A 24,954-nucleotide genomic window follows, 5' to 3' on the forward strand; every position below is an offset into this window, starting at 1 on the left:
GAACCCACATCGTCGAATGCTCCGGATACGATGAAAAGCCGTTATTGGAATATCCCAACAAAGACTGCTGACACGTAGTTGGCAACAGTGTCTTGGTATAAGCCAACGACAATAGTCGAAAGTTGAGAGAGTGCAGCGTTCACAACATATGACGGGGATCGTCCTCGTAGCGCTTTCAGCGATTTTATTTAGTGTCTCTGGCGTCCTGACAAAGATAATCGAGGCGGATGGTTGGACTATTGCTTGCTGGCGCGGGCTAATAGGCGGATTAGCTGTCATTGCATATGTCGAATATCGCAGAGGCGGTACGCCACGAAGTCTCGCGTTTCGATTGGGTCTGCGAGGCTGGATACTGGCGAGTGTCGGCAGCTTTGCAAGTATCGCGTTTATCTATGCGTTCAAACTGACATACGTCGCGAACGTCGCCGTGATCTATGCCACAGCCCCATTTTTTGCGGCTGGGATCGCATGGCTGGTCATGCGTGAAAACGCCAAGGGCCGCACCTTGGTTGCAGGTGCTTTGTCATTGCTTGGCGTCGTGATCATCGTGTCTGGTGGTTTGGGAACCGGCAAGCTGTTGGGCGACCTTCTGGCAGTTGCTATGACCTTGGGAAACGCCGCCTATATCGTTCTGATACGCAAGTTTGCAGATGTGCCGGTGGTCTGGGCTGGTGGCGCATCGGCTTTGCAGCACTTCGTTGTTGGTGCGCTGATTGGGACGCCACTTGATGTCTCATCTCAAGACGCGGCGCTGTTAATCCTGTTCGGTGTTGCTTTCGCTGGTGCGGTGATACTTTGGACAGAGGGAACACGACTAATCCCTTCCGCACAATCGGCCCTTCTGGGTACCGTCGAGATTCCCTGCGCAACTCTGCTTGCATGGGTTATTTTGAGTGAGCTTCCRCCTATTGCTGCGGTCATTGGCGGGACAGTGATCATGTCTGCGGTTTTGTGGCACGCGGCGATAGACTACCGACAAGAAAAGCAACGAGTTTAACAATAACAGACATTGGTTTCGCGTGAGCAGACGGTCCCTTCGTCCCGAGCTTTCTCCATTCGCAGTCTTCGAGATTTTGTTATCGCAGCGAATGGCGGCTAATCGGGTGCGACCGCAGCATCGCAATGCGCTGTTGAGTGACCGGTATGGGCCGTCAGCAAGCGGCCAGCTATAGATGGCTCTGCGAGTTCCTGCTGCGAGCGAACGCGCGTTCAAACTGTGGAATATCTTCCCACCATTGCTTGAAACAGATCACAGTTGCCACCCAATCGAACAGAATCCAGGTAGCAATGTCAGGCGCTAAAAATGGGTTCATTCCGCCTGACTTTTTGGATGCTGCCTGTCCGTTGTCATCGTGATGCAAGGATACCTTCTATTGCTGACAATCCGGCCTCAATGTCGCCGACCACAGCACTTTCCATGTCAGGATCATCAGAGGAGAAGTTTGCAATCCACTCGATGAGCAGGTTTTCCCCAGGCTGCACTGACAACGTTGCTGTGAATTTCTCAATGGGCAATGAGGAACTGACGGTCTTGTACGTGTAAGATAGTCCTTCCTCTCGGGCGATACGTTTTTGGGTCACTTCTTCCCCGGTGTCCGTTGTCAACACACGGACCAGTGACCCATCCATGACTTTTAGCGCACACGAAGATACCTTGGGGTGCCAATCGTCAATGTCACAGAAGTCGCCGATCTGTTGCCAAACCTGTGGCGTTGAAGACGGGAGTTCAAGTGACCGTTTGACCTGAAAATCCGCTGGCCAAGCAGCTGTAGCGCAAAGTAAACCGGCGGCGATGATTGAAAATTTCGCAATAGATGTCATGATGTTTCCTTTCGAAAGGTTGAGAAGCAGGAGAATTTCCTTGCCTCTGGGTGCGAGTCTTCGCAGGCTCAGTGGGGCATGGAGACGGTTGAAATGTCCGGAGAAAGACCTGAAAAAGATCTGAATTCATCAGGCAAAGTGCGGTTGGGCGACTTTGAGTTTTCTGTGGAGACAGGTGAATTGCTGGATGGGTTTGGGCACCCGGTTCATCTGCGTCATCAAAGTTCCGAAGTACTAGACTATCTCGTGGATCGGATTGGCGAGACCGTTTCAAAGGACGATTTGTTCGAGAACGTCTGGGCCAAGACGGCTGTCACTGACGACAGCCTTTCCCAGTGCATCGCTGACATCCGCAGGACGCTGAACGACGCCGATCACAGGATCATCCAGACACTTCCCAAGAAGGGATATAGACTGGTTCCGACCGCTAATTCTTCAGGTGAGGTTCAACCAACGGCCGCACCATCCGAGGTCGCGCGGATCGGCCGGAAAAGGTTGGCTGCCGTCACCCTGATCGCGTTGGTCGTTGTGACCCTTGGTTCAATCTGGTGGGTGGGTCAGGACAAGTTCGCCTCGTCGGATGAGCTGCCTTTGCCCTCCAAGCCATCGATTGCGGTCCTTGCATTCGAAGACCTGAGCGTTGGTCCTGATGCCGGCTACCTTAGCGATGCCATCGCTGAGGGCATAATCGTCGATTTGTCCCGATATTCTGAACTCTTTGTCATTGCGCGAAACTCGAGTTTCAGTTTTCGAGATAGCACAACTGAAGTCGGCAAAATCTCCCGCGCGCTTGGCGTTCGTTACCTGCTGGAGGGCAGTCAACAAAAGAGCGGCGATCAGTTGCGCGTTACCGTTCAGCTAATTGATGCCGTTGAAGGTCAGAGCCTTTGGTCACACGTCTATAACAGCGATCTCGGCGATGTCTTTGCAATGCAGGATGAAATCGTGCAGAGAACCGTCGCGACGGTCGCCCAAAGAGTCATAAATTTCGAAGGCCAAAAAGCGATTAAGTCCGACGAGGCGAAATTGACCGCCCTGCTTCTGAATTGGAAAGCGCGTCAGCATCTATTTTCCTTCACCCCGGAAGGCAACGAAAAGGCCCGTCTGGCCAACTTGGCCGCTATCGAGGCGGACCCGACGCAACCCTATGGATATGTCGGGCTGACGTTTGTTCATATCAACAGGTATCGCTGGGGATGGACGGACGAAGATCCGGCCGTCGAGTTGAATGCCGCACGGACCTATGCGCGCAAGGCCGTCCAGGTCGCGCCGGGGTACTATGATGCGCATACGGCCATGGCGTACATGCACATTCAGGAAGGCGAGCTTGAAAAGTCGGTAGCGCGCTTTCAAAAGGCGCTGGAACTCAACCCCAACGATACGAGCGCCATGGCCGCGCTGGCCGAGGCATTGACCTATGGCGGGCGCGCAGAAGAGGCCGAAGAACTGATGCTACGCGTCGTCCGTCTGGACCCACTCCACCAAGACTGGATTAAATGGAACTTTGCTTGGGTACAATGGCACACGCGGAACTGTGACGATGCGCTTGAGACCATGAACGGCATGTCCGAAATACCTCCGATGGCGTATCGGGTGCTGGCGATCATCCAGATGTGCAGGGGTGATAGGAGTGAGGCGCAAAAAGCGGTTGCGCAACTTATCAATTTCGACCCTACGTATTCCCTGCAGGACGTTCTTCACAACTATGAAGGAAAGTATGTCTTAGCCTCAGATTTGGAACGCGTTCTTAACGACCTGCGTGGAGCCGGTTTGCCAGAATAGAAAGCGCCGGTGCTGGAACCATGCTGTCATGAAGGCCGCTAAAAGTGACGCCTTCAGGGGCTGTGATTTGGCCTGCTGAGGTTGCTTCCTTTTTCCATCACTAAGAACAGAGCAACGAAACTTTCGCCATACCTTCGTGCAGGCGACTTGGTCCAATCTTGCATACGCAGCGAACGGCCGGAATGCGGGCTGCGACCACAGCATCGAGGCTAGGTGGCGAATGTCTCTTATGGGTCGATTTTGTGGAAAAACAACGCGTTGCGGGTGCAGAAAGTGGTGCTCTGAACGGAGCGCAAGCGCCTTTCTGGTCAGGCTTTTTGTGTTTGCTGCGGTGCGGGAAAGATCTTCGCCAATTTGCGGAGGTTTTGGGCGGTGGCGGCGAGGAGGAATTCATCATTGGCACCACATGGTCCGCGTAATCGGAGCCGTCCCAGACCGAGGATGCGTTTGAGGTGGGCAAAGAGCATCTCAACTTTCTTTCTGAGCTTCATCGCAATCTGGTATTCTTCGGTTTTGGCCAGATCTCTGGCGACCTGGCGCGCATCTTCGTGCTCTTCGCGGGTGATCTTCCGTGCATCGGCATTCGGGCAGCACTTGGGCTTGGATGGACATACCTGGCAGACTTCTTTCAAGGCGCGATAGCGGGCTGTGCCCTTGCCCGTCGGCCCCCGGTTCGGGTCTGAGTAGTTCCTGCGGAACTGTTTAAGCGCGTGACCCTCTGGGCAGATATATTGATCATTCTCAGCGTCCCATTCGAAGTCTGTGCGTGTCCAGGTGCCCTCGGGGCGTCCGGCCTTGTCGATTACCGGGATGTAAGGATCGATCTTGCGATCCACGAGCCAGCCGAGCATCGGGCCGGAGCCGTAGGCGGTATCGGCGATCATCCAGTCGGGGACGAGGTCGAACTTGTCTTTCACCCGTGTCAGCATGGTCTACGTCGATCCCACCTCAGCTTGTCGGATGGACCGTGTGGCCTCGACATCAACGATGACGCCATGGTCGGTGTCGATCAGGTAGTTGTCAGAATAGCTGAAGAAAGCAGGCCCTTTACGCGCTGCCGTCCATTGGCTCGCAGGGTCAGAATGCGAGGTGAACTTGGGTTGCACCTCGCTCGCAGCTCCGAAAGCCGCCTCATCCAGAGTGTTGAGATACTCGCGGACCGCGCGAGGCGCATCTTCAGGATCGATGGTTGATGCATCCCATTCTTCTTTTGGCGTTGAATTCTGTTTGTTTGCATCGGCTTCGATCAAGCTGGCATCGATTGCCAAGCGCTGGCCGCTGACGAGACCTTCTTCGATACACCGCGCAACAGTCGTCTCGAACAGGTGGCGCAGCAGTTCGCTCTCGCGGAAGCGTCCATGCCGGTTCTTGGAAAACGTCGAGTGATCCGGGATACGCTCATTCAGATCGAGGCGGCAGAACCATCGATATGCCAGGTTCAGATGCACCTCTTCACAAAGCCGCCGCTCGGACCGGATGCCAAAGCAATACCCAACCAGCAGCATGCGGATCAGCAGTTCCGGATCGACAGATGGCCGGCCGGTGTGGCTGTAGAAATCCGCCAGATGAGCCCGCACGCTGGTCAGATCAACGAAACGGTCAATCGAACGCAACAGGTGATCTTGCGGGACATGATCCTCAAGCGAGAACTCGTAGAACAGCGCCGCTTGCGCCTCCTGCCTCGGTCCCATCATCGCAAATCCCTCCCTGCAGAAGGAATTGAATCAGCGACTTACGCTTCGATCAAGGGTGAGTTTTTCAACAAAATAAGCCGCAAGTGACTTCACAGATTCAGTTGAAGGGCCGCCTCCTTTGTGGCTCGCAAGTCAGTTCTAAGTTCATGTTAAGCAGTGCCAGTTGGACAGAGAGGGCCTCTTCTGTCGACACTTCATGGATGCTGTTCAGTTGGTAACGCTGATCACCGTTGTTTCAAATTTTTCGCAAGTATGCCCAAGAGACATACCCCTTGAGCCCACGTGCGCGCTCCAAGGAAACGCGGCACCACCGGGTGCCACCGGTTTGCTCGCAACTGTGAACTCGTAAGGCGGTTCCATTTGGCAGACCAACAATCACAACGTAGCCTGTTCCAGGCCCACCACGCATTTTCAGCATGTCACCGTCTTCGACGCCAAATACCTCGTATCGTCCGAGCGAGGCGGCGGCTGCCGTTTCAACGTTCATTATGGTCCCTAGGAACATTGCCGCCAGGGGTAAGAAGATTGCATTGCGCATCGCGATGTCCTGCTTGTTGCCTCAACTAAAATCGTAGCAACTCAGGTCACCAATATGAACAACTTCAAGACAGAAATAGGAGAAATACCAAAGCTTCAAGGCGATGATTGTCGCGTCAGGTGATATCCGCAAATGAAAATGAAGTTCGGCGCGCTCCCGACGATAGACAAGATATGGTAAGTCTACTCCATGTTTTGGCGAATGACTAAAACAGTGCTTATCCTTCCAGGAACAGCGCTGATTTACATCCCGATTTTGATCCAATGGTTCAGCGAACGTTGGCCATTTGGCGCAAGTGTTGGCACGCGTCTCCAACTGGCTGTGGCGGTGATGTTGGCTGTTCCAGCGCTTGTTTTGGCCGCCTACACTATGAAGCTGTTTGTTCGTGATGGGCATGGAACTCCTGCACCGTGGGATCCACCTCAACGATTTGTGGTCAGTGGACCTTATCGCTTTGTGCGCAATCCCATGCTTTCATCGGTCATTTTAATGATATTGGCTGAAGCAGTGGCGTTGAACAGCCCGCTCCTGCTCGGCTGGGCGTTAGTGTTTTTTCTCCTCAACACACTTTATTTCATATTCATAGAGGAGCCGGGGCTGGAGCGACGTTTTGGCGAAGACTACCGAAAGTACAAGGCGGCGGTCCCACGATGGGTTGCCATGTTGCGGCCGTATGAGCCCGCAGGTGACAACGGCAGTTGAATTACCGGTTTTTCCCGCGACGTGTGAGTTCGCTCATGATCAGATTGCGGCTTTCGCGAAGGACCGCAATGACGCGTTGCTCCGTGGCATCTCGGCACTCGATCGTGTGACCACTCAAGTCCGCACCCATCACCTCTGACCCAAACAGGGAGACGGAACCTGCTGGCTCGTGGCGACTCAGATTGCTCCTAATCGACCCGGGTCCAGAACCCTGATTTGCGGGGGTGCGCTTTCTTAAGCCTGGCAAGATAAGTTGTGTGGTCGACCAATTTGCCGGAGCAAGTGGGATCCGTCTCTTCGGCCAGCAAAGCCAGTTTCTCGAGGTATTTCGCGCCGTGCCCATAAGCCTTGGAGCGCGCGCGATCCAGCATGTCGTCCAGAAGTGCCCGGTAGAGTATCGTTGCTGCCAGCGGATAATCGTGCTCCAGAAGGGCCGCGACTTTCGGCAAGATGTGCCAGTCACCACCGTTCCAGCGGTACGGATGCATGGCGATCAGATTTGCTGCCAGATCGAGTCGCGGCCAGTCGAGGAGGAATTGCAGTGCCAACTCGGGCTCAGCCTTTTCCAACGCGAAGGCATGGGCGCGGTCTTCAGCTTCGACATCCTCGAAATCCGACAGCTGCCTGAGGTAATCCCCGAGAATAACGGCGGACAGCTTCGCCTCGAAGCAACGCCAGCGCAGGGCCTGCGCGGCAGGCTTGTCGCCCGTGGCTTCCAGGATACTCGCCTCCAGGCTAACCCGTGCCGGCGAAAGGTCACTATCGGTCTCGCCAAACGCGCGCTGCCCCGGTTTGCGCACCCAATCCAGCGCCTCGGCGCTGCGGCCTGCCTCCAGAAGCTGCGCGGCGATCCCCAGCGTGTCCTGCATACGCGGCTGCTTTTTCGTCTCCAGCGCGATGAGCAGATCGAGATCCCCCCGCGCCTTGGCAATGGTCTGGCGCATCGCTGCCCATTGTGAGGTCATGGAATAGAACCAGCCATCCGGATTGCCCACCGCTTCTTCGGCCCGTCGCTCAGTGATGGCATCTTTCAGATCGGCATTCCAGCGAGCCAGGCCGCTTTGCGGCAGGTGCGGCGCCACGACCTCGGTTACCTCGACCAGATAGCCGTGAGTGCTTTCGCCAAGGGCGGTCATGATCTTGTCGGGTAGCAGATCCGCTTCGGGTGTAGCCAGGCTCTGCGCCAGATCACCTGTCGCGGTGATTGCCTGATAATAAACGTCCTGAATGCGACCCGAAGAATCGTCGACACGTTCGAACACCTGTTCATGGGTGGCGATGAAGCGCAACAGCCGGTCTATGGCGAGTCCGGGCGCGGCGGCACCAAGCTCGGAGGTGAGGGTATTGGTTAGACTGCGCAGATCGTCGGCAAAGGCGCGGGCCTTGTCCCACTCGATGAAACTCTTTGCCCGCGCCAGCCCGGACAGCCTCCGGTCGATCAGCTTTGCTATGGCCTCGGGGCCGGATTTCCCGGCGAGCGCCGCCTTGACCTGGCGCCGGAACCCCGCATTGCGCTCGGCTTCTTCCAGCACCAGCTGCGCGAGCTTGTCGGCACCGAGGTCTTTCAGCTTGTCAGTGGTCAGGGCAGGTTTGCGGGCCATGGGCAGGTCTCGGTTTTAACTGTTGCCTCAATAAGTGCCTCGACCGGATCGGGAGGGCAAGGATTAGCTGTCCGGCCCATGAAATGCCGCAGGAAGACCCAATGGCCGCAATTTGATAACAGCGATGCCGCATGCGACTGACGGGTCAAAGTCAGGGCCAGGTCGTCCATGACGCAGAGACGGATGCGCCATTCAACGGCCACCCCCTGTGCGGCAGGCAGTTCAGGTTTTGCCGAACATCCCGGCCAGCACTGCTTCCGCCTCCGCGAGCCCTTCATCGGTCAGAACCAGAGACTTCGCCCGACCGGCGGGATTCTCGATCAGGCCCTTTTCATAGAGCCGGTCGGTGATCGCCCAGTCGATCCCTTTCCAGACCCGCCGACCGTCATGTAGCGTCAGGCTCAGAATGGCCAGTGCTACCGCATCCAGTTTGTCGTTGTCCAATTCCATAGGTTTCACCCGTGTAGACAGAGCTGCGATCATTTTGATGTCACCGCGAAGGTCCGCACAAGGTTTGCGAGCGAAGAATTTGGGTGCGGAATTTTCAACAGACTTTCTGCGGCGCAGTCGTCGTTGCCTTGGAATTGTTGCTTGACGCGACTGTGTTGCACGGATCGTTCGCTCAAGGTATTGCCAGCGTTTTCTGTGACGTGAGCGACGGTCGATGCCCCACAAATTTAATGATGCCCGTCGCGACAAGTTTGCCAAAGCTAAGTACCGGGTCACGAACTGTTCGGACTACAACGAAAGCCTCCGGCGTCGAGGTGATGTGACGATCTGGGTTTCTGATGATGTGGTGCAGAACTGGGCGCCGCCACGTCGCAAGACACGCGGTGGCCAAGCGCGTTACTCCGATTTGGCAATCGAGATTTGCCTCACTCTTCGGGTCGTGTTTCGGCTTCCGCTCAGGCGGACTCAGGGCTTCATGCGGTCGATTGCCCAGCTGATGGGGTTGAACCTCGCAGTGCCGGATTACTCGACGCTATCGCGACGTGGCAAAGGGCTGGTGATCGCCCAAGATCGGCGAGCCGCAAGTAAGCCAATTACCCTCATAGTGGACAGCACGGGTCTGAAAATACGTGGCGGCGACGGCTGGCATGAAGAACAGCACGGCACCCGGAAAGCTCGCAAAACATGGCGCAAGCTGCATATTGGGCTCGATACGGAAACTGGCGATATTGTAGCGTCGAAGCTGACCACAGAGCATGTGGGTGATGAAACGGCGCTGCCAGATTTGCTCACCGATGTTGATGCTGATGTGAGTATGTTCCTGGCGGATGGTGCCTATGACGGCCAGGGGGTGGTAGACTGTCTGGTGGACAAGTTCGGGTCTGAAATAGAGATCGTTATCCTACCTCCGAAGAACGCGGTTCATGGCGAGAATGCACAACGCAACCACCACATCGACGCCATCGCTCAAAATGGCAGAATAAGCTGGCAAGCTGAGACTGGATACAATCAGAGATCACAGGTTGAAGCCCAGATTGGCAGATGGAAACAGGTTATCGGCGATCGCCTGCAAGCACGTGATTTCGACAATCAGATTGCCGAAGCACAAATCGCATCAAAGGCGCTCAACCGCATGACATCTCTCGGTCGTGCGGTCTATGAGCGCGTCGTCTGAAGGGTTGGGTAAGGGGGATATTCGCCCCAATTCTGATCCGTGCAACACAGTCGCTGCGCATGACATTCCCTGGTCAACGCAATTTATTGGATCAACTCGTTCACCTTTCACGCAGTCCGTCGAGTCACGAACCAGATGATCGCAAAATTCAGAAGGCCTGGTTCCCGGCACGGAAATCCGACAACACAACTAAACCCGACTTTCTGACAGCGGCGAAAATAGCAATCGAACAACTCGGTGTGAATGCGGACCGTGCGGAGTTGCTCCGATGCGCGGATCGCACCCTCGAAAAAAGTCGCCACTAGCCTGTGGATATCCGAGAATTAAGGGCACAAAACCGGGCAAAATGTCCGGCAATGTGTCTGCGTCCAGTAATTAAGGGTACAGTGACAGGAGCGTCACGCCGGATATTCCCACATTCACCGGGAACATGCGGTCCAACATCTTCTGTGCTTTGCCGAAACTCATCCAGGCACAGAACTGGGCTCTGATATAGTCCAATTCTGGATGCGCACGGGCATGCTTTGGCCAGTCGACGAAGAGTATTGAACCGTCCCGGGTCCGAAGGCGAGGAATAGAGAAGGCCACTTCTCCGAAGAGAGTCTGGATTTTCCGTTGACGATAATCTTTCAGTTCAACGCCCGGCAAACTGCGTGCTTGCGCAAGCGCCCCTGCACGCAAACAATCCTCTTGCAGTGCAACAATCGCAGATTGCAAATTTCCCAAAAGATCGCGGGTCGTCGTCAGGTCCAACCCCACATCACCAATCAACTCTGGAGTAGACACTTCACCAAAATTGTAAACGTCGATTATGTCGTCCCCCGGTTCGACACCATCATCACACAAACAAACCCGCCAACCCATAACTGTTGCCCCAAAATAGATTCACACATTCTCCTGACCTAAACGTAACCCCCCAACTTCGGAACAGTCCCCGACGCCATGCTGATCGACCGCGCGCCAGAGCCAATACTTGCGATCCGAGATTCTCGCGGCAACCTCATCCAGATGCCAGACATCACCTGGATGTTTCTGTCTCTGCCGCAGGTTTCGAGCTACCGCCGGCCCAAATTTGATGACCCAACGCCGGACGGTTTCGTAAGACGCATCGATCCCACGCTGCAGAAGCATCTCTTTAACTTCGCGCAGAATCAGGTTGAAGCGAACGTACAGCCACACCGCGTGCGCGATGATCTGAGGAGGAAACCGGTGGCGCTTGTAGCTGACTGACGATGACTTCGTTAATGTCACTTACGTCCAAATCATATCATGGGTAACCGAACGAAGGTTATCGTGACAACACCCGCCTGCTGGATAGCTCGTAAAACATAACGAAATCAAATAATAAGTGTTCCGACGACAAAAAGGTAAGGAATCCCCAACTTGCCAGCAGGTTTTCGCCTACCTATTTCGGACTGCATCTTACGGGACGGAGTAAGCACTTGAGCAAATCCATCCAGGTTGCCATGCGCGGCACGGGCCACTTTTTGCCAGGCCATCCTGTCGCGTCCGAAGCTCTTGATACAAGAGCAGGCTTGAAACGCGGGCACCTTGAGCAAGAGACCGGCGTCAAATCCCGTCACTTTGCCGAAGGTATCAGCCAGATTGATATGGCCGTGACGGCAGCCCAGCGTGCGCTGGATCAGGCCGGGTTGGACGCTGACGACATCGATCTGGTTATTTCTGCCAACGGCGTCCCGTTCCAGACCTTGCCGTCGACCGCTCCGCTGGTGATGCGGGAACTTGGTATGGGGGACGGCAACGCTGCGGCCTTTGACGTTAACAGCACCTGTACCAGTTTCATCAGCGCGCTTGAGATTGCCAGCCGGCAGGTCGCATCCGGGGCCTGCTGTCATGCGCTGATCGTTTCGTCCGAAATCGCCTCGCGCGGGTTGCCATGGTCTGAACAGCCCGAGGTTGCTGCGCTGTTTGGTGACGGGGCTGCCGCTGCTATCATTGGCCCCGATGACAGGTCAGGATGCGGTATTCGGGCCAGTCTGATGCGCAGCTACCCGTCGAAATACGAGGCCTGCCAGATCGCCGCCGGAGGAACCCGGTTTGACTACCATAAGAACCGTGATGAGTTTGCCCGGCACACTCTGTTTCGGATGAATGGTGCAGATCTGTTCAAGCTGACGCTGAAGCACTTTCCCGGGTTTGTGGATGAACTATTGGAACAGGCGGGCTGGAAAAAGGAAGATGTTGATCTGGTTGTCCCGCATCAGGCCAGCCCGCACGCGCTGACGCATATGGTGCGACAGACGGGCTTCGGCGGCGACAAGATCGTCAATCTGGTGGCGCAGATCGGTAACCAGATCGCTGCCTCGGTGCCGACAGCGCTGGATCATGCGCGCCGGCGGGGGCAGGCGGGGCCGGGAACGCGGCTGCTGATGTTGGGGACATCGGCAGGCGTTTCATTCTCGGGCCTTGCGATGCAAATGTGATCTCTGTGCGGGTGCTTGTGACAGGGGCCACTGGTTTTCTCGGCGGCGGGCTTTGCGGGTTCCTGCGCGATCAGGGGCTGGACGTCGTTGCAACAGGACGTTCGGCACAGCGCTGTGCCGATCTGCGGGATCAGGGGTTTGAGGTGCACCGCGCTGATCTTAGCTGCCCGCTGGACCCTGTGCAGTTTGGCGCTTTGGATGCCATCGTCCATACGGCCGCGCTGTCGGCTCCTTCTGGCGCGCTCCCGGCTTTCCAGTCTGCCAATGTCGACGCCACACGCCATGTTGTGGCGCTGGCCCAGCAGGCACAGGTTCGGCGCTTCGTGAATATTTCTTCGCCATCAGTTTACTTTGCGCCGCGCGACCAGTTGGATGTCAGGGAAACCTGCCCGCTGCCCACGCCGTTCAACAATTATGCGCGCACCAAGGCAGAGGCTGAACAGATCGTACTGGGTGCCTCTTCGATTGGCCCGCTCAGCCTGCGCCCGCGTGGGATTTATGGCCCCGGCGATACCGCATTGCTGCCACGGCTGCTGAAAGCGGCGCAATCCCATCCTTTGCCCTTGTTTCGCAACGGGCGCGCCAGCATTGATCTGACGCATATCTCTGATGTGTGCCGCGCCGTGTTTGCCGCGCTGACTGCGGGCGCTGAGGCAGAAGGAGAGATTTTTAACATCTCCGGGGGCGAAGCGTTGCCGACGAAACAGATCATTGAAATGGCATGCCAGCGCGCGGATGTTCAGCCGAGGTGGCGGCCTCTGCCGCTTTGGCCCACCCTTGCTGCTGCCAGAATGGTGGAGCGGGTGTATACTCTCTGGCCGGGCGCGGGTGAGCCCAAAGTCACGGCATATGCGCTTGCCCTGCTGGCCTTTGAACAAAGCCTCAATATCGACAAAGCCGCCAGGGTTTTAAACTGGCATCCAAAAGTCCGGTTCAATGAAGGGATCGAGAGTGTGTTTGGCGCAGGGGGCCTATCGTGAAACTGCACTTTGCCAACAGCGCTTTTATCAAAGCGCCGGAACGCTTGATCGACCGAGACGGCAGCTGGTTTCAGACCCGCCAGTTGCGCGTGCGCTACGGCATCCTTGAGCATCCCGGATTTGGCCCGGTCCTGATCGACACCGGATACAGCAGCCATCTTTTCACCGGTGCCCGCAGCTTTGGCCTGCGCGCCTATGCCGCCATGTTCAACCCAGTGCTTGAGCAGGAGGGCGAGATCGCGGCGGTTCTGCGGCGGCTTGGCTACTCGGTTGAAGATGTGCGCAAGATCGTCGTCACGCATTTTCACGCCGATCACGTATCGGCGCTGCGCAGCCTCCCAAAGGCCCAGATCATCGCGGATCGCCAAACACTTACGACCATTCTGGGCCAGAGCGGGTTCGCCAATATGCGTCATGGAATTTTCCCGGAGCTTCTACCCGATGATGTGCTGCATCGGGTCACGGATGTTGCAGAGTGTCGTGTCTCGGATGCGCCGCTGGATCTGGGTGCGGGCCGCGATCTGCTTGGCGACGGAACGGTGATTGCAGTTGATCTTCCGGGCCATGCAGCAGGGCATTTCGGGCTTTGCTTCCCATGGCTGGACCCCGTTCTGCTTTACGCTTGTGATGTGCAGTGGATGCAGACCGCATTGGACAAAGCGCTTCCTTTGTTGGGACGGATGGCCGCGCATGACGCGGGTGCTGCGGTACGTTCCAGCCGGAAAGTGGCTGAGTTTCGGAATGCGGGCGGACAAGTCGTGCTGTGTCACGATCCGGTCTTGACCTCGTTCGATCTTGAGCAGCCTGCTGATGTCTGATCTGTGGCATATCGCACGCGCCTTTGCATCGACGCGTTATCGCACGCGCAAAAGCCTGTCGCGCGCCGATTTCCTGAAATGGCAAGACCGCGCCGTTCGGCGCTGGTTGCAGCGGGATTTGCCAAAAGTACGGTATTACGCCACTGCCGCGCCAACGCTCGACACCCTGCCGATTGTCGACAAGGCCCGGATGATGGCTTATTTTGGAACGTTCAATCTGGGTGGCATTTCCGCCCCCGTCGGATGGCAGCATTTCGAAACCTCCGGCACGATCGGAGATATCAGCGTCGGTGCCAGTACTGGCACCAGCGGCAACCGCGCGCTTTATGTGATCACCCCACAGGAACGGTTGCGCTGGCTGGGGACCATTCTGGCCAAGGCACTCCCCCGGTTTCCGTTCCAGGCCGAGCGTGTGGCCGTGATCCTGCCGCAATCCTCATCGCTTTATGACACCGCAGCGCGGGCCAATCGGCTGGAACTGGCTTTCTTCGATCTGAAAGAGGGGATGGAGCGATGGTCCAATCGGCTTGCGGCGTTTGATCCGACATGTCTGGTTGGCCCTCCGCGCGTTCTGCGGGCTTTGGCGGAAGAGGATATCGGGCTGACCCCGCGGATCGTCTATTCGAGCGCTGAGACGCTTGATCCTGTGGATCGTCAGGTGATCGAGGCGGGGTTTGCCTTGAAGCTTGGACAGATTTACATGGCGACCGAGGGCCTCTTCGGGGTCAGCTGTTCGCATGGCAACATCCATCTGACCGAAGATACCACGAAGTTTGAATTCGAACCGGCCGGAGATGGCCTTGTGAACCCCATCGTGTCGTGTTTTCAGCGTCAATATCAGATCATGGCGCGCTATCGGATGAATGATCTGCTGCGCCTCATGCCCGAGCCTTGCCCCTGCGGGTCGCCGCTACAGGCGGTCAGCGAGATTGTTGGCCGAATGGATGACGTGTTTGTTTTCGACGCGGATACGAAACCCATCTATTTCACGCCGGATGTCCTGCGCAACGCGGTGCTGGATGCGGATCGGAGCATTGATGACTTCCGCATTTTGCGCGTGGCCGAGCGCCGGGTCGAACTGGTTTTGCCTGAGCGATCCAAACCTGAGCAACTGCAAGCATCAAAAGCAGTCCTGGAACGTCTGATCCAGACGCGCTGCTGGGGCATCACGGTTTCGGCCCGCACCGCCCGGCTGCGCCCCGACTCTCATCGAAAGCTGCGACGGGTGGAAAACCAGTGGCGGGCAGATACTCGATGAAAGGGGCGTTTCTGGTCAACGCCTCGCGCAGCGGCTCAACGATGATGTCGACCATCCTGCGCCAGCACCCGGATGTGCTCAGCCTGTCCGAGCTGATGGCAACGCAAGGCACACGGGCCTTGCTGCCCGGTCAGATCAGCGGGCAGGCGTTCTGGCGGCAACTTGCCAAGCCGACAGCCTTGATGCGCCATCTGGCAAATCCGGCAAGCGCCCCGGATGAGTTCCTGTACCACACAGTCCAGAACCGGCGGTTCGATCCGTTCAACTGCCCGCCAATCCTTGCGGTCACCCTGCCGCATCTCTTCCCGACGCCTGACACTGAGTTTGACGAGTTGGCCCATCAGGTGCGCCGGTTCTCGCGTCAGACACGCGTAGATCACCTGCATGCCATGATCGAGTTTCTTGGTACGAAAACGGGTCAGTCATTCTGGGTCGAACGCTCCGGCGGCACTCTGATGGCCACGTCTGCGCTTGCCAAGGCGTTTCCGAACGCCAAATTCGCGGTCCTCCTTCGCGATGGGCGCGATGTTACCTTGTCCATGCAAAGCTACAAACCGGCGCGGTTTGTGATTTGGTTCTGGAGGCTGGCGTCTCGGTTTGGCATCGACGTATTCAAGCCCGATGCTTCAATCGGCAGCGCCCGTTGGATAGCGCTGACCGAACAGCTTTCTGGGCAGATTTTGCCGATTGAACGGATTCTGAATGCAAAACCTTCGATCCAGGATGCTGCGGCTTGCTGGTCGGCTCTAACTCAAAGCGGGATTGCGCAGTTCTCGGCATTACCTGCCCATCGCAGGCTGGTTTTGCGCTATGAGTCGATAGTTGCCGCTCCCAAAGTCGAACTGACCCGACTGTCACATTTTTTGGAGTTGCCGGACGACAAGGAATGGCTTGAATATGGTGCAAACGTCCCCCGCATGGTCCCCTCGCGCTACAAGGCGTTGCCAGTGCAGGAACAGCGGAAACTCGAAACACTGACGGCAGCTGCCAGAGCAGTGTCTGACCAACTTGCTTAAATGAACTGCAAGTGGGACGACTGCATCGTTCAATAATCGAACTCGCATCAACAACTGCTTAACGCGGTTCTATGATCAGCCTTGCTTCGACGTCCCATCCGAAGGGCTACCTCTTCCCTCGCTCTGTTACTTCCTAAGAGACCTGGGCCTATTTCGGATGTGTCGCAAACTTTTGGGACGGGCAGAGTTAGCGTCTTAACGGACACACCTACCTGCGATCTCTACAAATAGCCGAAAGCCAGATGTCGCAGTGCTGGGGAATTGCTGCTTTCGGATCATGTTGGCGACCTCAATGCCGTCTAAAGTAGCCGAAGCGGATCTAAACGATTTGAACCCGCACATGTGCCCTACGCGACGCTTGATAAACCGATGATCCTGTTCGATCAGGTTGTTTAAATACTTGGACCTGACTGTTTCGATTTTGGTTAGACAACCAAACCGATTAAGGATTTTGTTCACCTCTCGAATGCCCGCCGCGTTGGCTCCGCTTTTGTCGATGACGATCTTACTCGGGATTCCATTTGACGACAGAGCTTTGGAAAAGAACCCGGCTGCCGCTGGACGGTTCCTGCGCTCAGACAGCATGAAATCAAGGGTATTTCCTGCCTTGTCGACAGCCCGATAGAAGTACATCCATTTGCCGCAAACACGAATATAGGTCTCGTCCATACGCCAGGAGCTCAACGTTGGGCGGTTCTTTGATTGCGCACGAGCTGCGACGATCGGCGAGTATTTCACAACCCACCTATTCAATGTGGCATGGTCAACTCGCACACCGCGTTCAGCCATGATCTCTTCCAAGTCTCGATAGGACACTGTGTATCGCAGGTAGAAGCACACAGCGTACAAAACTGCGTCTTTGGGGAAGTGGCAGCCTTTCAAGGAGATCATGCTTAAACCTGTTCGAAAACTATTCGGCGGGAACAAACGCCAGATCCGGCGTGCCCGTCAATCGGGCATCGAAGTTTGCGACACATCCGATTTGTCTCCAAAGGCAATGCTCTCGCGTCCCTCCAATGCTACCTAAATTTGGGAAACAAGATGAGGTTTACCGTTTTCAGCTTACACCTCCAATCGATGATCGGATCGAAGAGTTTGAAAAAGGTGAGCAATAGGATTGACCTCTATAAATCACACATTCATAAATAGTGAGCTATAGAAAGGAGGTTTATACCTCACGATGTGGAACTGGCAGAACCATGACTGGCCGACTTTTCGTTACGATGCCGCAAGACTCGAACCATACGAGCAACAGTTCCTGTTGTCTTCAGGGGAAGTTCTTGGGGCGGTTCATCATGTGAACACATCGGATCGAGATCAATTGCGTATCGACCTGCTAAGCGAAGAAGCAATGAAAACCAGCGCGATCGAGGGTGAGATGCTGGATCGTCTCAGCGTGCAATCTTCCTTACGCCGACATCTTGGATTGGCTCCCGACAGCTATCCATCCAAACCGCGCGAGCAGGGCGTTTCTGAAATGATGGTGGATGTTTATTCTAACTATTCGGAACCTCTGTCACACGACACCCTGTTTCGGTGGCATGACATGCTTCTGTCCCATGACAGGCATCTGGAAAAGATTGGATCATACCGGAGCCATGAGGATGCGATGCAAATCGTCTCAGGAAGGCTGGATCGACCAGCGGTGCATTTCGAAGCGCCACCATCACATCAGGTTCCGGCTGAAATGGACCAGTTCGTGACCTGGTTCAACCGGACCGCACCGGATGGTCCCGGACCATTGCGCGCACTGATGCGGGCCGGATTGAGCCACCTGTATTTCGAGAGCATTCACCCCTTTGAAGACGGCAATGGCCGGTTGGGTAGGGCGCTGGCTGAAAAGTCCCTGGCACAAAACATTGGTCAGCCGAGTCTGATTGCACTTGCTTTCACGATCGAGCGAGAGCGGAGGGCATATTATGATCAGCTTGAACGCCATCAAAAAAAGCTGGACGTCACACCATGGCTTATCTGGTTTGCAGAGACTGTCCTTACAGCGCAGCAGGTGACTCTTGAGCGGGTTGGGTTCTTCATATCCAAGACGCACTTCTATGACCGGCATCGCGATCAGTTCAACGCCCGCCAAGGCAAGGTAATTGCCCGGTTGTTCAAGGCTGGGCCGGATGGGTTCAAAGGGGGATTGAGTGCGGAAAACTATATTTCGATCACGGGAACATCGCGTGCCACGGCGACACGGGATCTCCAGGACCTGGTAGAGAAGGGCGCTTTGATCCGAACGGGTGAACTCCGGTACACACGCTATTGGCTAAAGGTGGACCGGGAAGGGTAGGGGGCTGGGGCACGAAGGGCGTATTTTGTTGAAAAACTCACCCTTGATCGAAGCGTAAGTCGCTGATTCAATTCCTTCTGCAGGGAGGGATTTGCGATGATGGGACCGAGGCAGGAGGCGCAAGCGGCGCTGTTCTACGAGTTCTCGCTTGAGGATCATGTCCCGCAAGATCACCCGTTGCGTTCGATTGACCGTTACGTTGATCTGGCCAGCGTACGGGCTCATCTGGCGGATTTCTACAGCCACACCGGCCGGCCATCTGTCGATCCGGAACTGCTGATCCGCATGCTGCTGGTTGGGTATTGCTTTGGCATCCGGTCCGAGCGGCGGCTTCACAAAACCGAAGAATACCAGATTGCGATGAAGCTCAGAAAGAAAGTTGAGATGCTCTTTGCCCACCTCAAGCGCATCCTAGGCCTTGGACGGCTCCGATTATGTGGGCCGTGCGGCGCAAATGACGAATTCCTCCTCGCCGCCACCGCCCAAAACCTCCGCAAATTGGCGAAGATCTTTCCCGCACCGCAGCAAACGCGCAAAGCCTGATCACAAAGGCGCTTGCGCTCCGTTCAAAGAACCACTTTCTGCACTCGCAACACTTTGTTTTTCAACCGAATCGGCGGAAGGACGAAGCCGCTATCGCGGCAATGGCGCTTGTGACTGACGTTATGAGCCGATCCTGACGGCGCGTATTTTGCGATCTTGCTGACCTTTCTGACGATTGGGGTTTCTCAATCTGATGACAGGAGGTTCCGATGACAGAGGAGAAGACGAGCCCGCTGCGTGCGCGGATGATGGAAGATATGCGCATTCGTGGCATGTCACCGAAGACCCAGCAAGGCCAAATCAGGGCGGTCAGGTATTTGGTCGAGTTCATCGGGCGCTCACCCGATACGACGACACCGGACGAGTTGCGGGCTTATCAGCTTCACATGACCGATAGCGGCGTCTCGACCGGCGTGTTCAATGCCAGGATCGTGTCGCTTCGGTTCTTCTTCGGGATGACCTGCGGGCGTGAAGAGATGAAGCGTTACATGCAGTTCCGGCGCAAGGCGAAGAAGCTGCCTGTTGTCTTGAGCGTCGAGGAGGTGAGCGACCTATTGGCGGCGGTTCCCGGACCAGGGCTGAAGTATCGCGCGGCCTTGGGGATCAGCTATGGCGCTGGCTTACGCGCATCTGAGGTCTGCAATCTCAAGATCAGCGATATCGACAGCGACCGGATGCTGATCCATGTGGATGAGGGCAAGAACGACAAAGACCGCAAGGCCATGCTGTCACCCGCCTTGCTTGATCTGCTGCGCGATTATTGGCGCGAGGCGCGGCCAGAGGGATGGTTGTTTCCGGGCAAACCCAAAATCATGGCTCTGTCGCCGCGCCAACTGAACCGCGCGTTCACCTCGGCCAAACATATGGCTGGGATCAACAGGCCCGCCATGCTGCATACGTTGCGCCACAGCTTCGCCACGCATCTGCTTGAGGCTGGAACCGACGTGCGGGTGATCCAAGTGCTTTTGGGTCATTCCAAACTCAGCACGACAGCGCGCTACACGCATGTTGCGACCAAAACCATTCGCGGTACCGTCAGCCCGTACGAGATGCTGGAGAAGCTGCAGGATCACACCGTCAGGCGGGGATTGGAGTAACGGCTCGGGCGGTTGTCGCGCCCACGGCTGGAGATCGCAGATATCTTTCGAAAGTTTGGTCCCGCATATCGACGGGCCAATGCAGGTCATGTCAGTCTCGGCCAACTTAAGGTGATGTCGGCGATAGAGGCCTGCCGAACCCATCCAGCTTGGGCCGCCGGATCGGTGCTGACCGCCGGTAGCCGGGCGGGACCGAAAACGCCAAAATCTTGCGAACGCTGTCACGAGATATCCCGAAATGCCGGGCCGCTTCTCGCTGACTCATACCCTCGGCACAGGCCAGACGAACTTTACGATACAAATCCACGGAAAAGATCCTCCCGCCCCCCCTCCGTTACTAGAAGAAGGGCAAAGATGGACGACTTTTACGCCGCCCGCAGCAGGCTCATCCCGCCGCTACCGTGGTCGACTTTCTCACCGCCGTTCTCAGCTTTGTTGGGCCGTGCGATATTCTTGCGCGCTAATTCACCAATACCTTCAGCAACAACTGATCGAGTGCGCTTTGCCGTCCGTTTGTGGCCAGAACGATCCTTCGTTCCGGTCCACTGTCGATTTCGGCAATGCTTAGGCCCGGCACCTGCGCAAGACCTCGCCATCGGGGCAGGACGGCACGGCCCAGGCCGGACGCAGCAAGGATAGCAATCACCTGGGGGTCGTCCATCTCGCACGCGATCTCGGCTTTTGACATCTTGCGCTGGATGTAGTCCCACGCCAAACGCCCGCCCCAAGTCATGCGGTCGTAGACGATGATGCTGTCTGAGGCCGCTTCCCCATGCGCACCGACGAGGACGTATTGCTGCGTCTCAATCTCTTTCACACTCAGAGCCTTCGGGATCCCTTCGGGCGGACGCACCATCAAAGCCGCGTCTAGCTCCCCGGCCTTCAGCAAGGAGTAGAGGTCGCGCGACCCGCCGGGCACGATGGTCAGTGCGCTGCGCGGCGCGTGCGACGCCAGGTGTTGCAATATGCGTGAAGCATGATCCGTCAACGCCGTAGAGATTGCGCCGAGCCGGTAGGGGCCGCTCAGCCCGTCGGCATCGAGGTCGGCGGAAAGCAGGCGGGCGTCTTCCACGATGCGGCGCAGGCGCGGAACAAGGCGCTGACACGCCGCGGTTGGGCGCACCGTCTGGCCCGCCCTTTCGACCAAGGCAACATCCCACGACCGCTCCAAGGCCTGCACGCGCTGCGCAAGCGCTGTGGCGGTCAACCCTTGACGGCGTGCGGCCGCGGCGATTGATCCCTCTTCGATAACCATCAATAGGCTTTCAGCGAACCGTGTTTCCAAAACCAAGTTTTCCTTTGCTTTGAATATCGAAGAACACGTTATTCCATCTGTTTTCCTCGTGATAGTTCTTTTGCAAAATCTAAGGAATACCGCCGATGCGCCAACAACAATCAACCGATCCTGTCGTAGTCCCCTTCCTCTCGCGCGCAGACAAAGCAGAGCGCGAGCGCTGGATCGCGGCCCTGGGTCCGAACTTGCATCCCAATAAAATCGTGGCGAATGAAGACCTGTCTTCGGACGACCGCCGCGCGGCGCGCTTCGCAATTGTTGCCAACCCAGAGCCTGACGAAGTCGCCGCCCTGCCGAACCTCGTCTGGGTGCAGAGCCTCTGGGCCGGGGTTGAGGGGCTCTTAAGATCCCTGCCGGAACACATCGGCATCGCCAGGCTCGTCGATCCCAACCTCGCATGCACAATGGCGGAAGCGGTGCTGGCCTGGACGCTCTACTTGCATCGCGACATGCCCGCCTATGCGCGCCAACAGACACGTGGGCTTTGGCAACAAAGAGATTATCGAGCTCCGAAGGAGGTCGGTGTTGGCCTGCTGGGCCTGGGCGAACTCGGCCGTGCGAGCGCTGCGCTGCTGTCACGCCATGGCTACCGAACGATGGGATGGGCGCGCAGCCCCAAGGACCTCCCGGGCGTGGAGACGTTTCACGGCGCATCGGGCCTCGACGACATGCTGGCGCAAACGGATATTGCCGTAATCCTTCTTCCGCTGACGCCACAGACGGAGGGATTAGTGAACGCTGAGCGGTTGGGACACATGCCCAACGGCGGTGCGGGCATCAATTTCGGGCGCGGTCCGGTACTGGACACCAACGCGCTCGTGGCTGCGCTTGATGAAGGTCGCTTGTCTCATGCTGTGCTCGACGTCTTCGAGACCGAGCCATTGCCGCCGGATGATCCGCTCTGGCGGCATTCTGGAATTACGGTGTTGCCGCATATCTCGGCACCAACCGGGCGCGACAGCGCGGCCGCCATCGCGTCCGCAGCGATCCACGCTTTCGTAGAGACGGGCGCAATGCCGAACTTCGTCGATCGCAAACGTGGCTACTGACACCAATCAAAGGACAACCTATACTATGACCATTCAGACAGTTTTCGAGGCGATGCGGACGGATGCCGCTCCGGGGCAAGAGGTTCGCGCAGCCGATGGCTTGCCACCCGAGGCCACAGGCGAGACGCTGCGAGGCAGCCCGGTCGACTTTTCGCATGGAGACGTGGACGCGCATCCGCCGACGCCAGGGGCCCGCGAGACATGGTTAAACGGCTTTTCTGCGGGAGGACGGCAGGCCTACACAGAGTATCGCGGCGACGCTGATCTGCGCAACGTCCTCGCAGGACGTCTTGCTGCATTCACCGGCGCGCCAGTCAACGGCAGAGAGGGGCTGATCCTGACACCGGGCACGCAGGGCGCGCTTTTTCTCGCCATGGGGGCCTGTGTCACGCGTGGGACCAAGGTGGCTGTTCTAGAACCAGACTACTTTGCCAATCGCAAAATGGCGGTGTTCCTAGGCGGAGAGGTCGTGCCAGTCCCTTTTCTATACGGGCCCTCAGCTGAGCAGGCCGGGCAGCAAAACGGCCCCGACCTGAACGCGCTTGAAGCGGCTTTCGCGGACGGCGTAAAGGTGCTGATCTACTCGACCCCGAATAACCCAACCGGGGCTGTCACCGGATCAGAGGTCACGGCCCGGATCGCCAGTCTCGCCGCGCATCACGGTGTGGCCGTGATCGTCGATCAACTTTATGCACGGATGCTCTACCCGGGCGAAACCTTCACTCATCTGCGCGCCTTACCGGAGGCGCCGGCCTCCGTGATCACGGTGATGGGCCCGTCGAAGACTGAGTCGCTCAGCGGTTTTCGCCTCGGTGCCGCGTTCGGGTCACCAGAGCTGATCGACCGGATGGAGAAGCTCCAGGCCATCGTGTCGCTCCGGGCGGCTGGCTATAGCCAAGCCGCGCTGCAAACATGGTTTGATGAACCCGAGGGATGGATGGGTGCCCGAATTGAGGATCATCGGGCGATCCGGGATGACCTGCTTAAGCTGTTTCACGACGCGGGGTGGGAGGCCACTCCACCGCAGGCGGGCAGCTACCTCTATCCCCGACTGCCTCCGCTCTCGGTTGATTTGGGAACCTTCACGCACCTCCTACGCTTTCAAGCCGCGGTCATCGTGACGCCTGGGACGGAGTTCGCCGCCGCGGACATCGACCGGATCCGACTAAACTTCTCGCAGGATCATGCGGCGGCCGTTGCAGCAGCCGGTCGGATTGTCGCTCTTGCCAAACGGTACGCGGCATGACGTTGGATCCCCGACCCCAGGGGCTTTACCGCCCCGCCGTTCGCCATGGGGCGCTTATCTGGACGGTATTGCCAAGTTGTTCGTGCTGAGTGATCCAGCTAAGTCGCGCTTATGAACATGCCAACGATTATGCCGCGCCTGAAGGGTTTTCGCTTTCCTCGAGAGATCATTGCTTATGCGGTTTGGGCTTACCACCGCTTTGCGCTGAGCACAGCTGACGTCGAGGATCTTTTAGCTGCGAGGGGCGTGATCGTCAGCCGGGAAGCAGTTCGGCAGTGGGTCAATCGCTTTGGTCGACACTTTGCAGATTGCATCAGGCGCGATCGTCCACGGCCGAATGACAAGTGGCACATGGACGAAGTCGTGATCATGATCGGTGGCAAGAAGCACTGGTTGAGGCGCGCGATCGCCGCAAATGGCGACACGCTCGACATTCTCGTGCAGACTCGCCGAAACGCCAAAGCTGCAAAGCGCTTCTTCAAAGGGCTGGTTGCCAAATTTGGCGAACCGAGGATGGTCATAACTGACAAATTGCGCAGTTATGTCAAACCGATCAAAATTCTGGCGCCGGACGCTGACCATCGTGCCCACAAAGGTCTCAACAACGCGATCGAAGTCTCGCACCGACCGACTCGCAAAAGAGAGAAGCTATTCGGCAAGTTCAAGTCTCACATACAGGCTCAGATATTTCTGTCTGCGCATGACCAAATCAACCTGATCTTCCGTCCCCGCCGATATCAACTCACCGCAATCTCACACCGCCACGCTCGTTCCGACGCATTCAACCTCTGGGATGAATATACTGCTGAAATGATGGCTTGATCCTGCGTTTGCCAGTACCTCACATGCTCAGGTCAACAACTTGGCAATACCCTTCGTCCATATGCCACTTGTCGTTGGGCAGTGGGCGATCGCGCCTGATGCAATCTGCAAAGTGTCGACCAAAGCGATTGACCCACTGCCGAACTGCTTCCCGGCTGACGATCACGCCCCTCGCAGCTAAAAGATCCTCGACGTCAGCTGTGCTCAACGCAAAGCGATGGTAGGCCCAAACCGCGTAAGCAATGATCTCACGAGGAAAGCGAAAACCCTTCAGGCGTGGCATGATCGTTGGGATGTTCATTAGCGCGGCATAGCTGAGTCACTCAGCCCGAACA

At 56.9% G+C, this 24,954-nt stretch carries 24 protein-coding genes and 4 pseudogenes; 17 read left to right on the forward strand and 11 right to left on the reverse strand.

Annotated features, from left to right (window positions below; translation table 11 throughout):
- The first annotated feature begins 148 nt into the window (after positions 1 to 148).
- Entirely contained in the window at positions 149 to 997 is an 849-nt protein-coding gene (locus D9K61_RS01690; RefSeq protein ID WP_120631540.1) for a DMT family transporter, read from the forward strand.
- Between the two features lie 350 nt (positions 998 to 1,347).
- On the opposite strand, the gene D9K61_RS01695 is transcribed toward D9K61_RS01690, so the two are convergent.
- Entirely contained in the window at positions 1,348 to 1,821 is a 474-nt protein-coding gene (locus D9K61_RS01695) for an SRPBCC family protein (protein ID WP_120631541.1), read from the reverse strand.
- A gap of 93 nt (positions 1,822 to 1,914) precedes the next feature.
- Between D9K61_RS01695 and D9K61_RS01700 the strand changes: the two genes are divergently transcribed.
- Positions 1,915 to 3,603 carry a winged helix-turn-helix domain-containing protein gene (locus D9K61_RS01700; RefSeq protein ID WP_162946698.1) on the forward strand — a complete coding sequence of 563 codons (1,689 nt, stop codon included), beginning with the start codon at positions 1,915 to 1,917 and terminating at the stop codon, positions 3,601 to 3,603.
- Between the two features lie 308 nt (positions 3,604 to 3,911).
- Here D9K61_RS01700 and D9K61_RS01705 read toward each other — a convergent pair.
- Together D9K61_RS01705 and D9K61_RS01710 are read right to left on the reverse strand one after the other, a co-directional pair.
- A pseudogene (locus D9K61_RS01705) lies at positions 3,912 to 5,297 on the reverse strand (IS1182 family transposase).
- A gap of 235 nt (positions 5,298 to 5,532) precedes the next feature.
- Complete coding sequence (locus D9K61_RS01710; protein WP_254055647.1) at positions 5,533 to 5,784, reverse strand: SH3 domain-containing protein; 252 nt, start codon at positions 5,782 to 5,784, stop codon at positions 5,533 to 5,535.
- Between the two features lie 252 nt (positions 5,785 to 6,036).
- On the opposite strand from D9K61_RS01710, the gene D9K61_RS01715 reads away from it, so the two are divergent.
- Positions 6,037 to 6,537 (forward strand): isoprenylcysteine carboxylmethyltransferase family protein, encoded by a 501-nt coding sequence (locus tag D9K61_RS01715; RefSeq protein ID WP_162946699.1) that lies wholly within the window; start codon positions 6,037 to 6,039, stop codon positions 6,535 to 6,537.
- A 188-nt stretch (positions 6,538 to 6,725) separates the two neighbouring features.
- On the opposite strand, the gene D9K61_RS01720 is transcribed toward D9K61_RS01715, so the two are convergent.
- The 3 genes from D9K61_RS01720 to D9K61_RS01725 are packed head-to-tail and all read right to left on the reverse strand — an operon-like array spanning position 6,726 to position 8,588.
- Positions 6,726 to 8,138, reverse strand: coding sequence for a DUF6880 family protein (locus tag D9K61_RS01720; RefSeq protein ID WP_120631545.1), 1,413 nt, complete (start codon positions 8,136 to 8,138; stop codon positions 6,726 to 6,728).
- Positions 8,117 to 8,308: a hypothetical protein gene (locus D9K61_RS27205; protein WP_216825734.1), complete on the reverse strand. Its 192-nt coding sequence runs from the start codon at positions 8,306 to 8,308 to the stop codon at positions 8,117 to 8,119. The genes D9K61_RS01720 and D9K61_RS27205 overlap by 22 nt, the downstream gene beginning before the upstream one ends.
- 52 nt (positions 8,309 to 8,360) lie before the next feature.
- Positions 8,361 to 8,588 (reverse strand): DUF6429 family protein, encoded by a 228-nt coding sequence (locus D9K61_RS01725; RefSeq protein WP_120631546.1) that lies wholly within the window; start codon positions 8,586 to 8,588, stop codon positions 8,361 to 8,363.
- A gap of 214 nt (positions 8,589 to 8,802) precedes the next feature.
- Between D9K61_RS01725 and D9K61_RS01730 the strand changes: the two genes are divergently transcribed.
- Complete coding sequence (locus tag D9K61_RS01730) at positions 8,803 to 9,762, forward strand: IS5 family transposase (protein ID WP_120631547.1); 960 nt, start codon at positions 8,803 to 8,805, stop codon at positions 9,760 to 9,762.
- 375 nt (positions 9,763 to 10,137) lie between these two features.
- Here D9K61_RS01730 and D9K61_RS01740 read toward each other — a convergent pair whose 3' ends face one another.
- On the reverse strand, positions 10,138 to 10,626 hold the full coding sequence (locus D9K61_RS01740; protein ID WP_120631549.1) for a hypothetical protein: 489 nt from the start codon (positions 10,624 to 10,626) through the stop codon (positions 10,138 to 10,140).
- 78 nt (positions 10,627 to 10,704) lie between these two features.
- Between D9K61_RS01740 and D9K61_RS27785 the strand changes: the two genes are divergently transcribed.
- The 6 genes from D9K61_RS27785 (at position 10,705) to D9K61_RS01770 (ending at position 16,278) form a co-directional block, all read left to right on the forward strand.
- Entirely contained in the window at positions 10,705 to 10,992 is a 288-nt protein-coding gene (locus tag D9K61_RS27785) for a hypothetical protein (protein WP_174235070.1), read from the forward strand.
- Between the two features lie 212 nt (positions 10,993 to 11,204).
- Positions 11,205 to 12,206, forward strand: a complete 1,002-nt coding sequence (locus D9K61_RS01750; RefSeq protein ID WP_216825735.1) for a 3-oxoacyl-ACP synthase III family protein — start codon at positions 11,205 to 11,207, stop codon at positions 12,204 to 12,206.
- Positions 12,207 to 12,211: 5 nt separating this feature from the next.
- Positions 12,212 to 13,186 (forward strand): NAD(P)-dependent oxidoreductase, encoded by a 975-nt coding sequence (locus D9K61_RS01755; RefSeq protein ID WP_120631790.1) that lies wholly within the window; start codon positions 12,212 to 12,214, stop codon positions 13,184 to 13,186.
- Positions 13,183 to 14,004 carry an MBL fold metallo-hydrolase gene (locus D9K61_RS01760; protein ID WP_120631551.1) on the forward strand — a complete coding sequence of 274 codons (822 nt, stop codon included), beginning with the start codon at positions 13,183 to 13,185 and terminating at the stop codon, positions 14,002 to 14,004. Before D9K61_RS01755 ends, D9K61_RS01760 begins: the two co-directional genes overlap by 4 nt.
- Entirely contained in the window at positions 13,997 to 15,262 is a 1,266-nt protein-coding gene (locus D9K61_RS01765) for a CoF synthetase (RefSeq protein ID WP_120631552.1), read from the forward strand. The genes D9K61_RS01760 and D9K61_RS01765 overlap by 8 nt, the downstream gene beginning before the upstream one ends.
- Positions 15,241 to 16,278 carry a sulfotransferase gene (locus tag D9K61_RS01770; RefSeq protein WP_216825736.1) on the forward strand — a complete coding sequence of 346 codons (1,038 nt, stop codon included), beginning with the start codon at positions 15,241 to 15,243 and terminating at the stop codon, positions 16,276 to 16,278. Before D9K61_RS01765 ends, D9K61_RS01770 begins: the two co-directional genes overlap by 22 nt.
- A gap of 195 nt (positions 16,279 to 16,473) precedes the next feature.
- Here D9K61_RS01770 and D9K61_RS01775 read toward each other — a convergent pair whose 3' ends face one another.
- Positions 16,474 to 17,169 (reverse strand): IS6 family transposase, encoded by a 696-nt coding sequence (locus D9K61_RS01775; protein ID WP_120631554.1) that lies wholly within the window; start codon positions 17,167 to 17,169, stop codon positions 16,474 to 16,476.
- Between the two features lie 289 nt (positions 17,170 to 17,458).
- On the opposite strand from D9K61_RS01775, the gene D9K61_RS01780 reads away from it, so the two are divergent.
- The 4 genes and pseudogenes from D9K61_RS01780 to D9K61_RS27395 form a co-directional block, all read left to right on the forward strand.
- On the forward strand, positions 17,459 to 18,568 hold the full coding sequence (locus tag D9K61_RS01780; RefSeq protein ID WP_120631555.1) for a Fic family protein: 1,110 nt from the start codon (positions 17,459 to 17,461) through the stop codon (positions 18,566 to 18,568).
- Between the two features lie 96 nt (positions 18,569 to 18,664).
- The gene (locus tag D9K61_RS27790) at positions 18,665 to 19,111 is read left to right on the forward strand and encodes a transposase (RefSeq protein ID WP_120631556.1); all 447 of its coding nucleotides are present in this window, start codon (positions 18,665 to 18,667) and stop codon (positions 19,109 to 19,111) included.
- 209 nt (positions 19,112 to 19,320) lie between these two features.
- Positions 19,321 to 20,208: a tyrosine-type recombinase/integrase gene (locus D9K61_RS01790; protein ID WP_120631557.1), complete on the forward strand. Its 888-nt coding sequence runs from the start codon at positions 19,321 to 19,323 to the stop codon at positions 20,206 to 20,208.
- Between the two features lie 12 nt (positions 20,209 to 20,220).
- Positions 20,221 to 20,349 (forward strand): annotated as a pseudogene (locus D9K61_RS27395) (IS91 family transposase); the annotation flags it as partial.
- Here the strand turns inward: D9K61_RS27395 and D9K61_RS01800 are convergent.
- Positions 20,345 to 20,515 (reverse strand): annotated as a pseudogene (locus D9K61_RS01800) (helix-turn-helix domain-containing protein); the annotation flags it as partial. The pseudogenes D9K61_RS27395 and D9K61_RS01800 overlap by 5 nt on opposite strands.
- A 153-nt stretch (positions 20,516 to 20,668) precedes the next feature.
- Complete coding sequence (locus D9K61_RS01805; RefSeq protein WP_162946700.1) at positions 20,669 to 21,493, reverse strand: LysR family transcriptional regulator; 825 nt, start codon at positions 21,491 to 21,493, stop codon at positions 20,669 to 20,671.
- 95 nt (positions 21,494 to 21,588) lie between these two features.
- Between D9K61_RS01805 and D9K61_RS01810 the strand changes: the two genes are divergently transcribed.
- The 3 genes from D9K61_RS01810 to D9K61_RS01820 all read left to right on the forward strand — a co-directional run bounded on the left by D9K61_RS01810 (position 21,589) and on the right by D9K61_RS01820 (position 24,619).
- Positions 21,589 to 22,551, forward strand: coding sequence for a glyoxylate/hydroxypyruvate reductase A (locus D9K61_RS01810; protein ID WP_120631559.1), 963 nt, complete (start codon positions 21,589 to 21,591; stop codon positions 22,549 to 22,551).
- 25 nt (positions 22,552 to 22,576) lie between these two features.
- Positions 22,577 to 23,797, forward strand: coding sequence for a pyridoxal phosphate-dependent aminotransferase (locus tag D9K61_RS01815; RefSeq protein ID WP_120631560.1), 1,221 nt, complete (start codon positions 22,577 to 22,579; stop codon positions 23,795 to 23,797).
- A 111-nt stretch (positions 23,798 to 23,908) separates the two neighbouring features.
- A complete protein-coding gene (locus tag D9K61_RS01820; protein WP_120631561.1) occupies positions 23,909 to 24,619 on the forward strand; it encodes an IS6 family transposase in 711 nt (236 codons plus the stop codon).
- Positions 24,620 to 24,671: 52 nt separating this feature from the next.
- Here D9K61_RS01820 and D9K61_RS01825 read toward each other — a convergent pair.
- Positions 24,672 to 24,920 (reverse strand): annotated as a pseudogene (locus D9K61_RS01825) (IS6 family transposase); the annotation flags it as partial.
- Positions 24,921 to 24,954: the final 34 nt, after the last annotated feature.

It is taken from the genome of Ruegeria sp. EL01, assembly GCF_900313035.1.
Taxonomy (GTDB): domain Bacteria; phylum Pseudomonadota; class Alphaproteobacteria; order Rhodobacterales; family Rhodobacteraceae; genus Ruegeria.

Excerpts from the sequence above, each read along its gene's own strand:
- D9K61_RS01695 (WP_120631541.1), bottom strand. The coding sequence starts at position 1,821 with ATGACATCTATTGCGAAATTTTCAATCATCGCCGCCGGTTTACTTTGC.
- D9K61_RS01700 (WP_162946698.1), top strand. The coding sequence starts at position 1,915 with ATGTCCGGAGAAAGACCTGAAAAAGATCTGAATTCATCAGGCAAAGTG.
- D9K61_RS01710 (WP_254055647.1), bottom strand. The coding sequence starts at position 5,784 with ATGAACGTTGAAACGGCAGCCGCCGCCTCGCTCGGACGATACGAGGTA.
- D9K61_RS01715 (WP_162946699.1), top strand. The coding sequence starts at position 6,037 with ATGACTAAAACAGTGCTTATCCTTCCAGGAACAGCGCTGATTTACATC.
- D9K61_RS01720 (WP_120631545.1), bottom strand. The coding sequence starts at position 8,138 with ATGGCCCGCAAACCTGCCCTGACCACTGACAAGCTGAAAGACCTCGGT.
- D9K61_RS27205 (WP_216825734.1), bottom strand. The coding sequence starts at position 8,308 with ATGGACGACCTGGCCCTGACTTTGACCCGTCAGTCGCATGCGGCATCG.
- D9K61_RS01725 (WP_120631546.1), bottom strand. The coding sequence starts at position 8,588 with ATGGAATTGGACAACGACAAACTGGATGCGGTAGCACTGGCCATTCTG.
- D9K61_RS01730 (WP_120631547.1), top strand. The coding sequence starts at position 8,803 with ATGCCCCACAAATTTAATGATGCCCGTCGCGACAAGTTTGCCAAAGCT.
- D9K61_RS01740 (WP_120631549.1), bottom strand. The coding sequence starts at position 10,626 with ATGGGTTGGCGGGTTTGTTTGTGTGATGATGGTGTCGAACCGGGGGAC.
- D9K61_RS27785 (WP_174235070.1), top strand. The coding sequence starts at position 10,705 with ATGCTGATCGACCGCGCGCCAGAGCCAATACTTGCGATCCGAGATTCT.
- D9K61_RS01765 (WP_120631552.1), top strand. The coding sequence starts at position 13,997 with ATGTCTGATCTGTGGCATATCGCACGCGCCTTTGCATCGACGCGTTAT.
- D9K61_RS01775 (WP_120631554.1), bottom strand. The coding sequence starts at position 17,169 with ATGATCTCCTTGAAAGGCTGCCACTTCCCCAAAGACGCAGTTTTGTAC.
- D9K61_RS01780 (WP_120631555.1), top strand. The coding sequence starts at position 17,459 with ATGTGGAACTGGCAGAACCATGACTGGCCGACTTTTCGTTACGATGCC.
- D9K61_RS27790 (WP_120631556.1), top strand. The coding sequence starts at position 18,665 with ATGATGGGACCGAGGCAGGAGGCGCAAGCGGCGCTGTTCTACGAGTTC.
- D9K61_RS01790 (WP_120631557.1), top strand. The coding sequence starts at position 19,321 with ATGACAGAGGAGAAGACGAGCCCGCTGCGTGCGCGGATGATGGAAGAT.
- D9K61_RS01810 (WP_120631559.1), top strand. The coding sequence starts at position 21,589 with ATGCGCCAACAACAATCAACCGATCCTGTCGTAGTCCCCTTCCTCTCG.
- D9K61_RS01815 (WP_120631560.1), top strand. The coding sequence starts at position 22,577 with ATGACCATTCAGACAGTTTTCGAGGCGATGCGGACGGATGCCGCTCCG.
- D9K61_RS01820 (WP_120631561.1), top strand. The coding sequence starts at position 23,909 with ATGAACATGCCAACGATTATGCCGCGCCTGAAGGGTTTTCGCTTTCCT.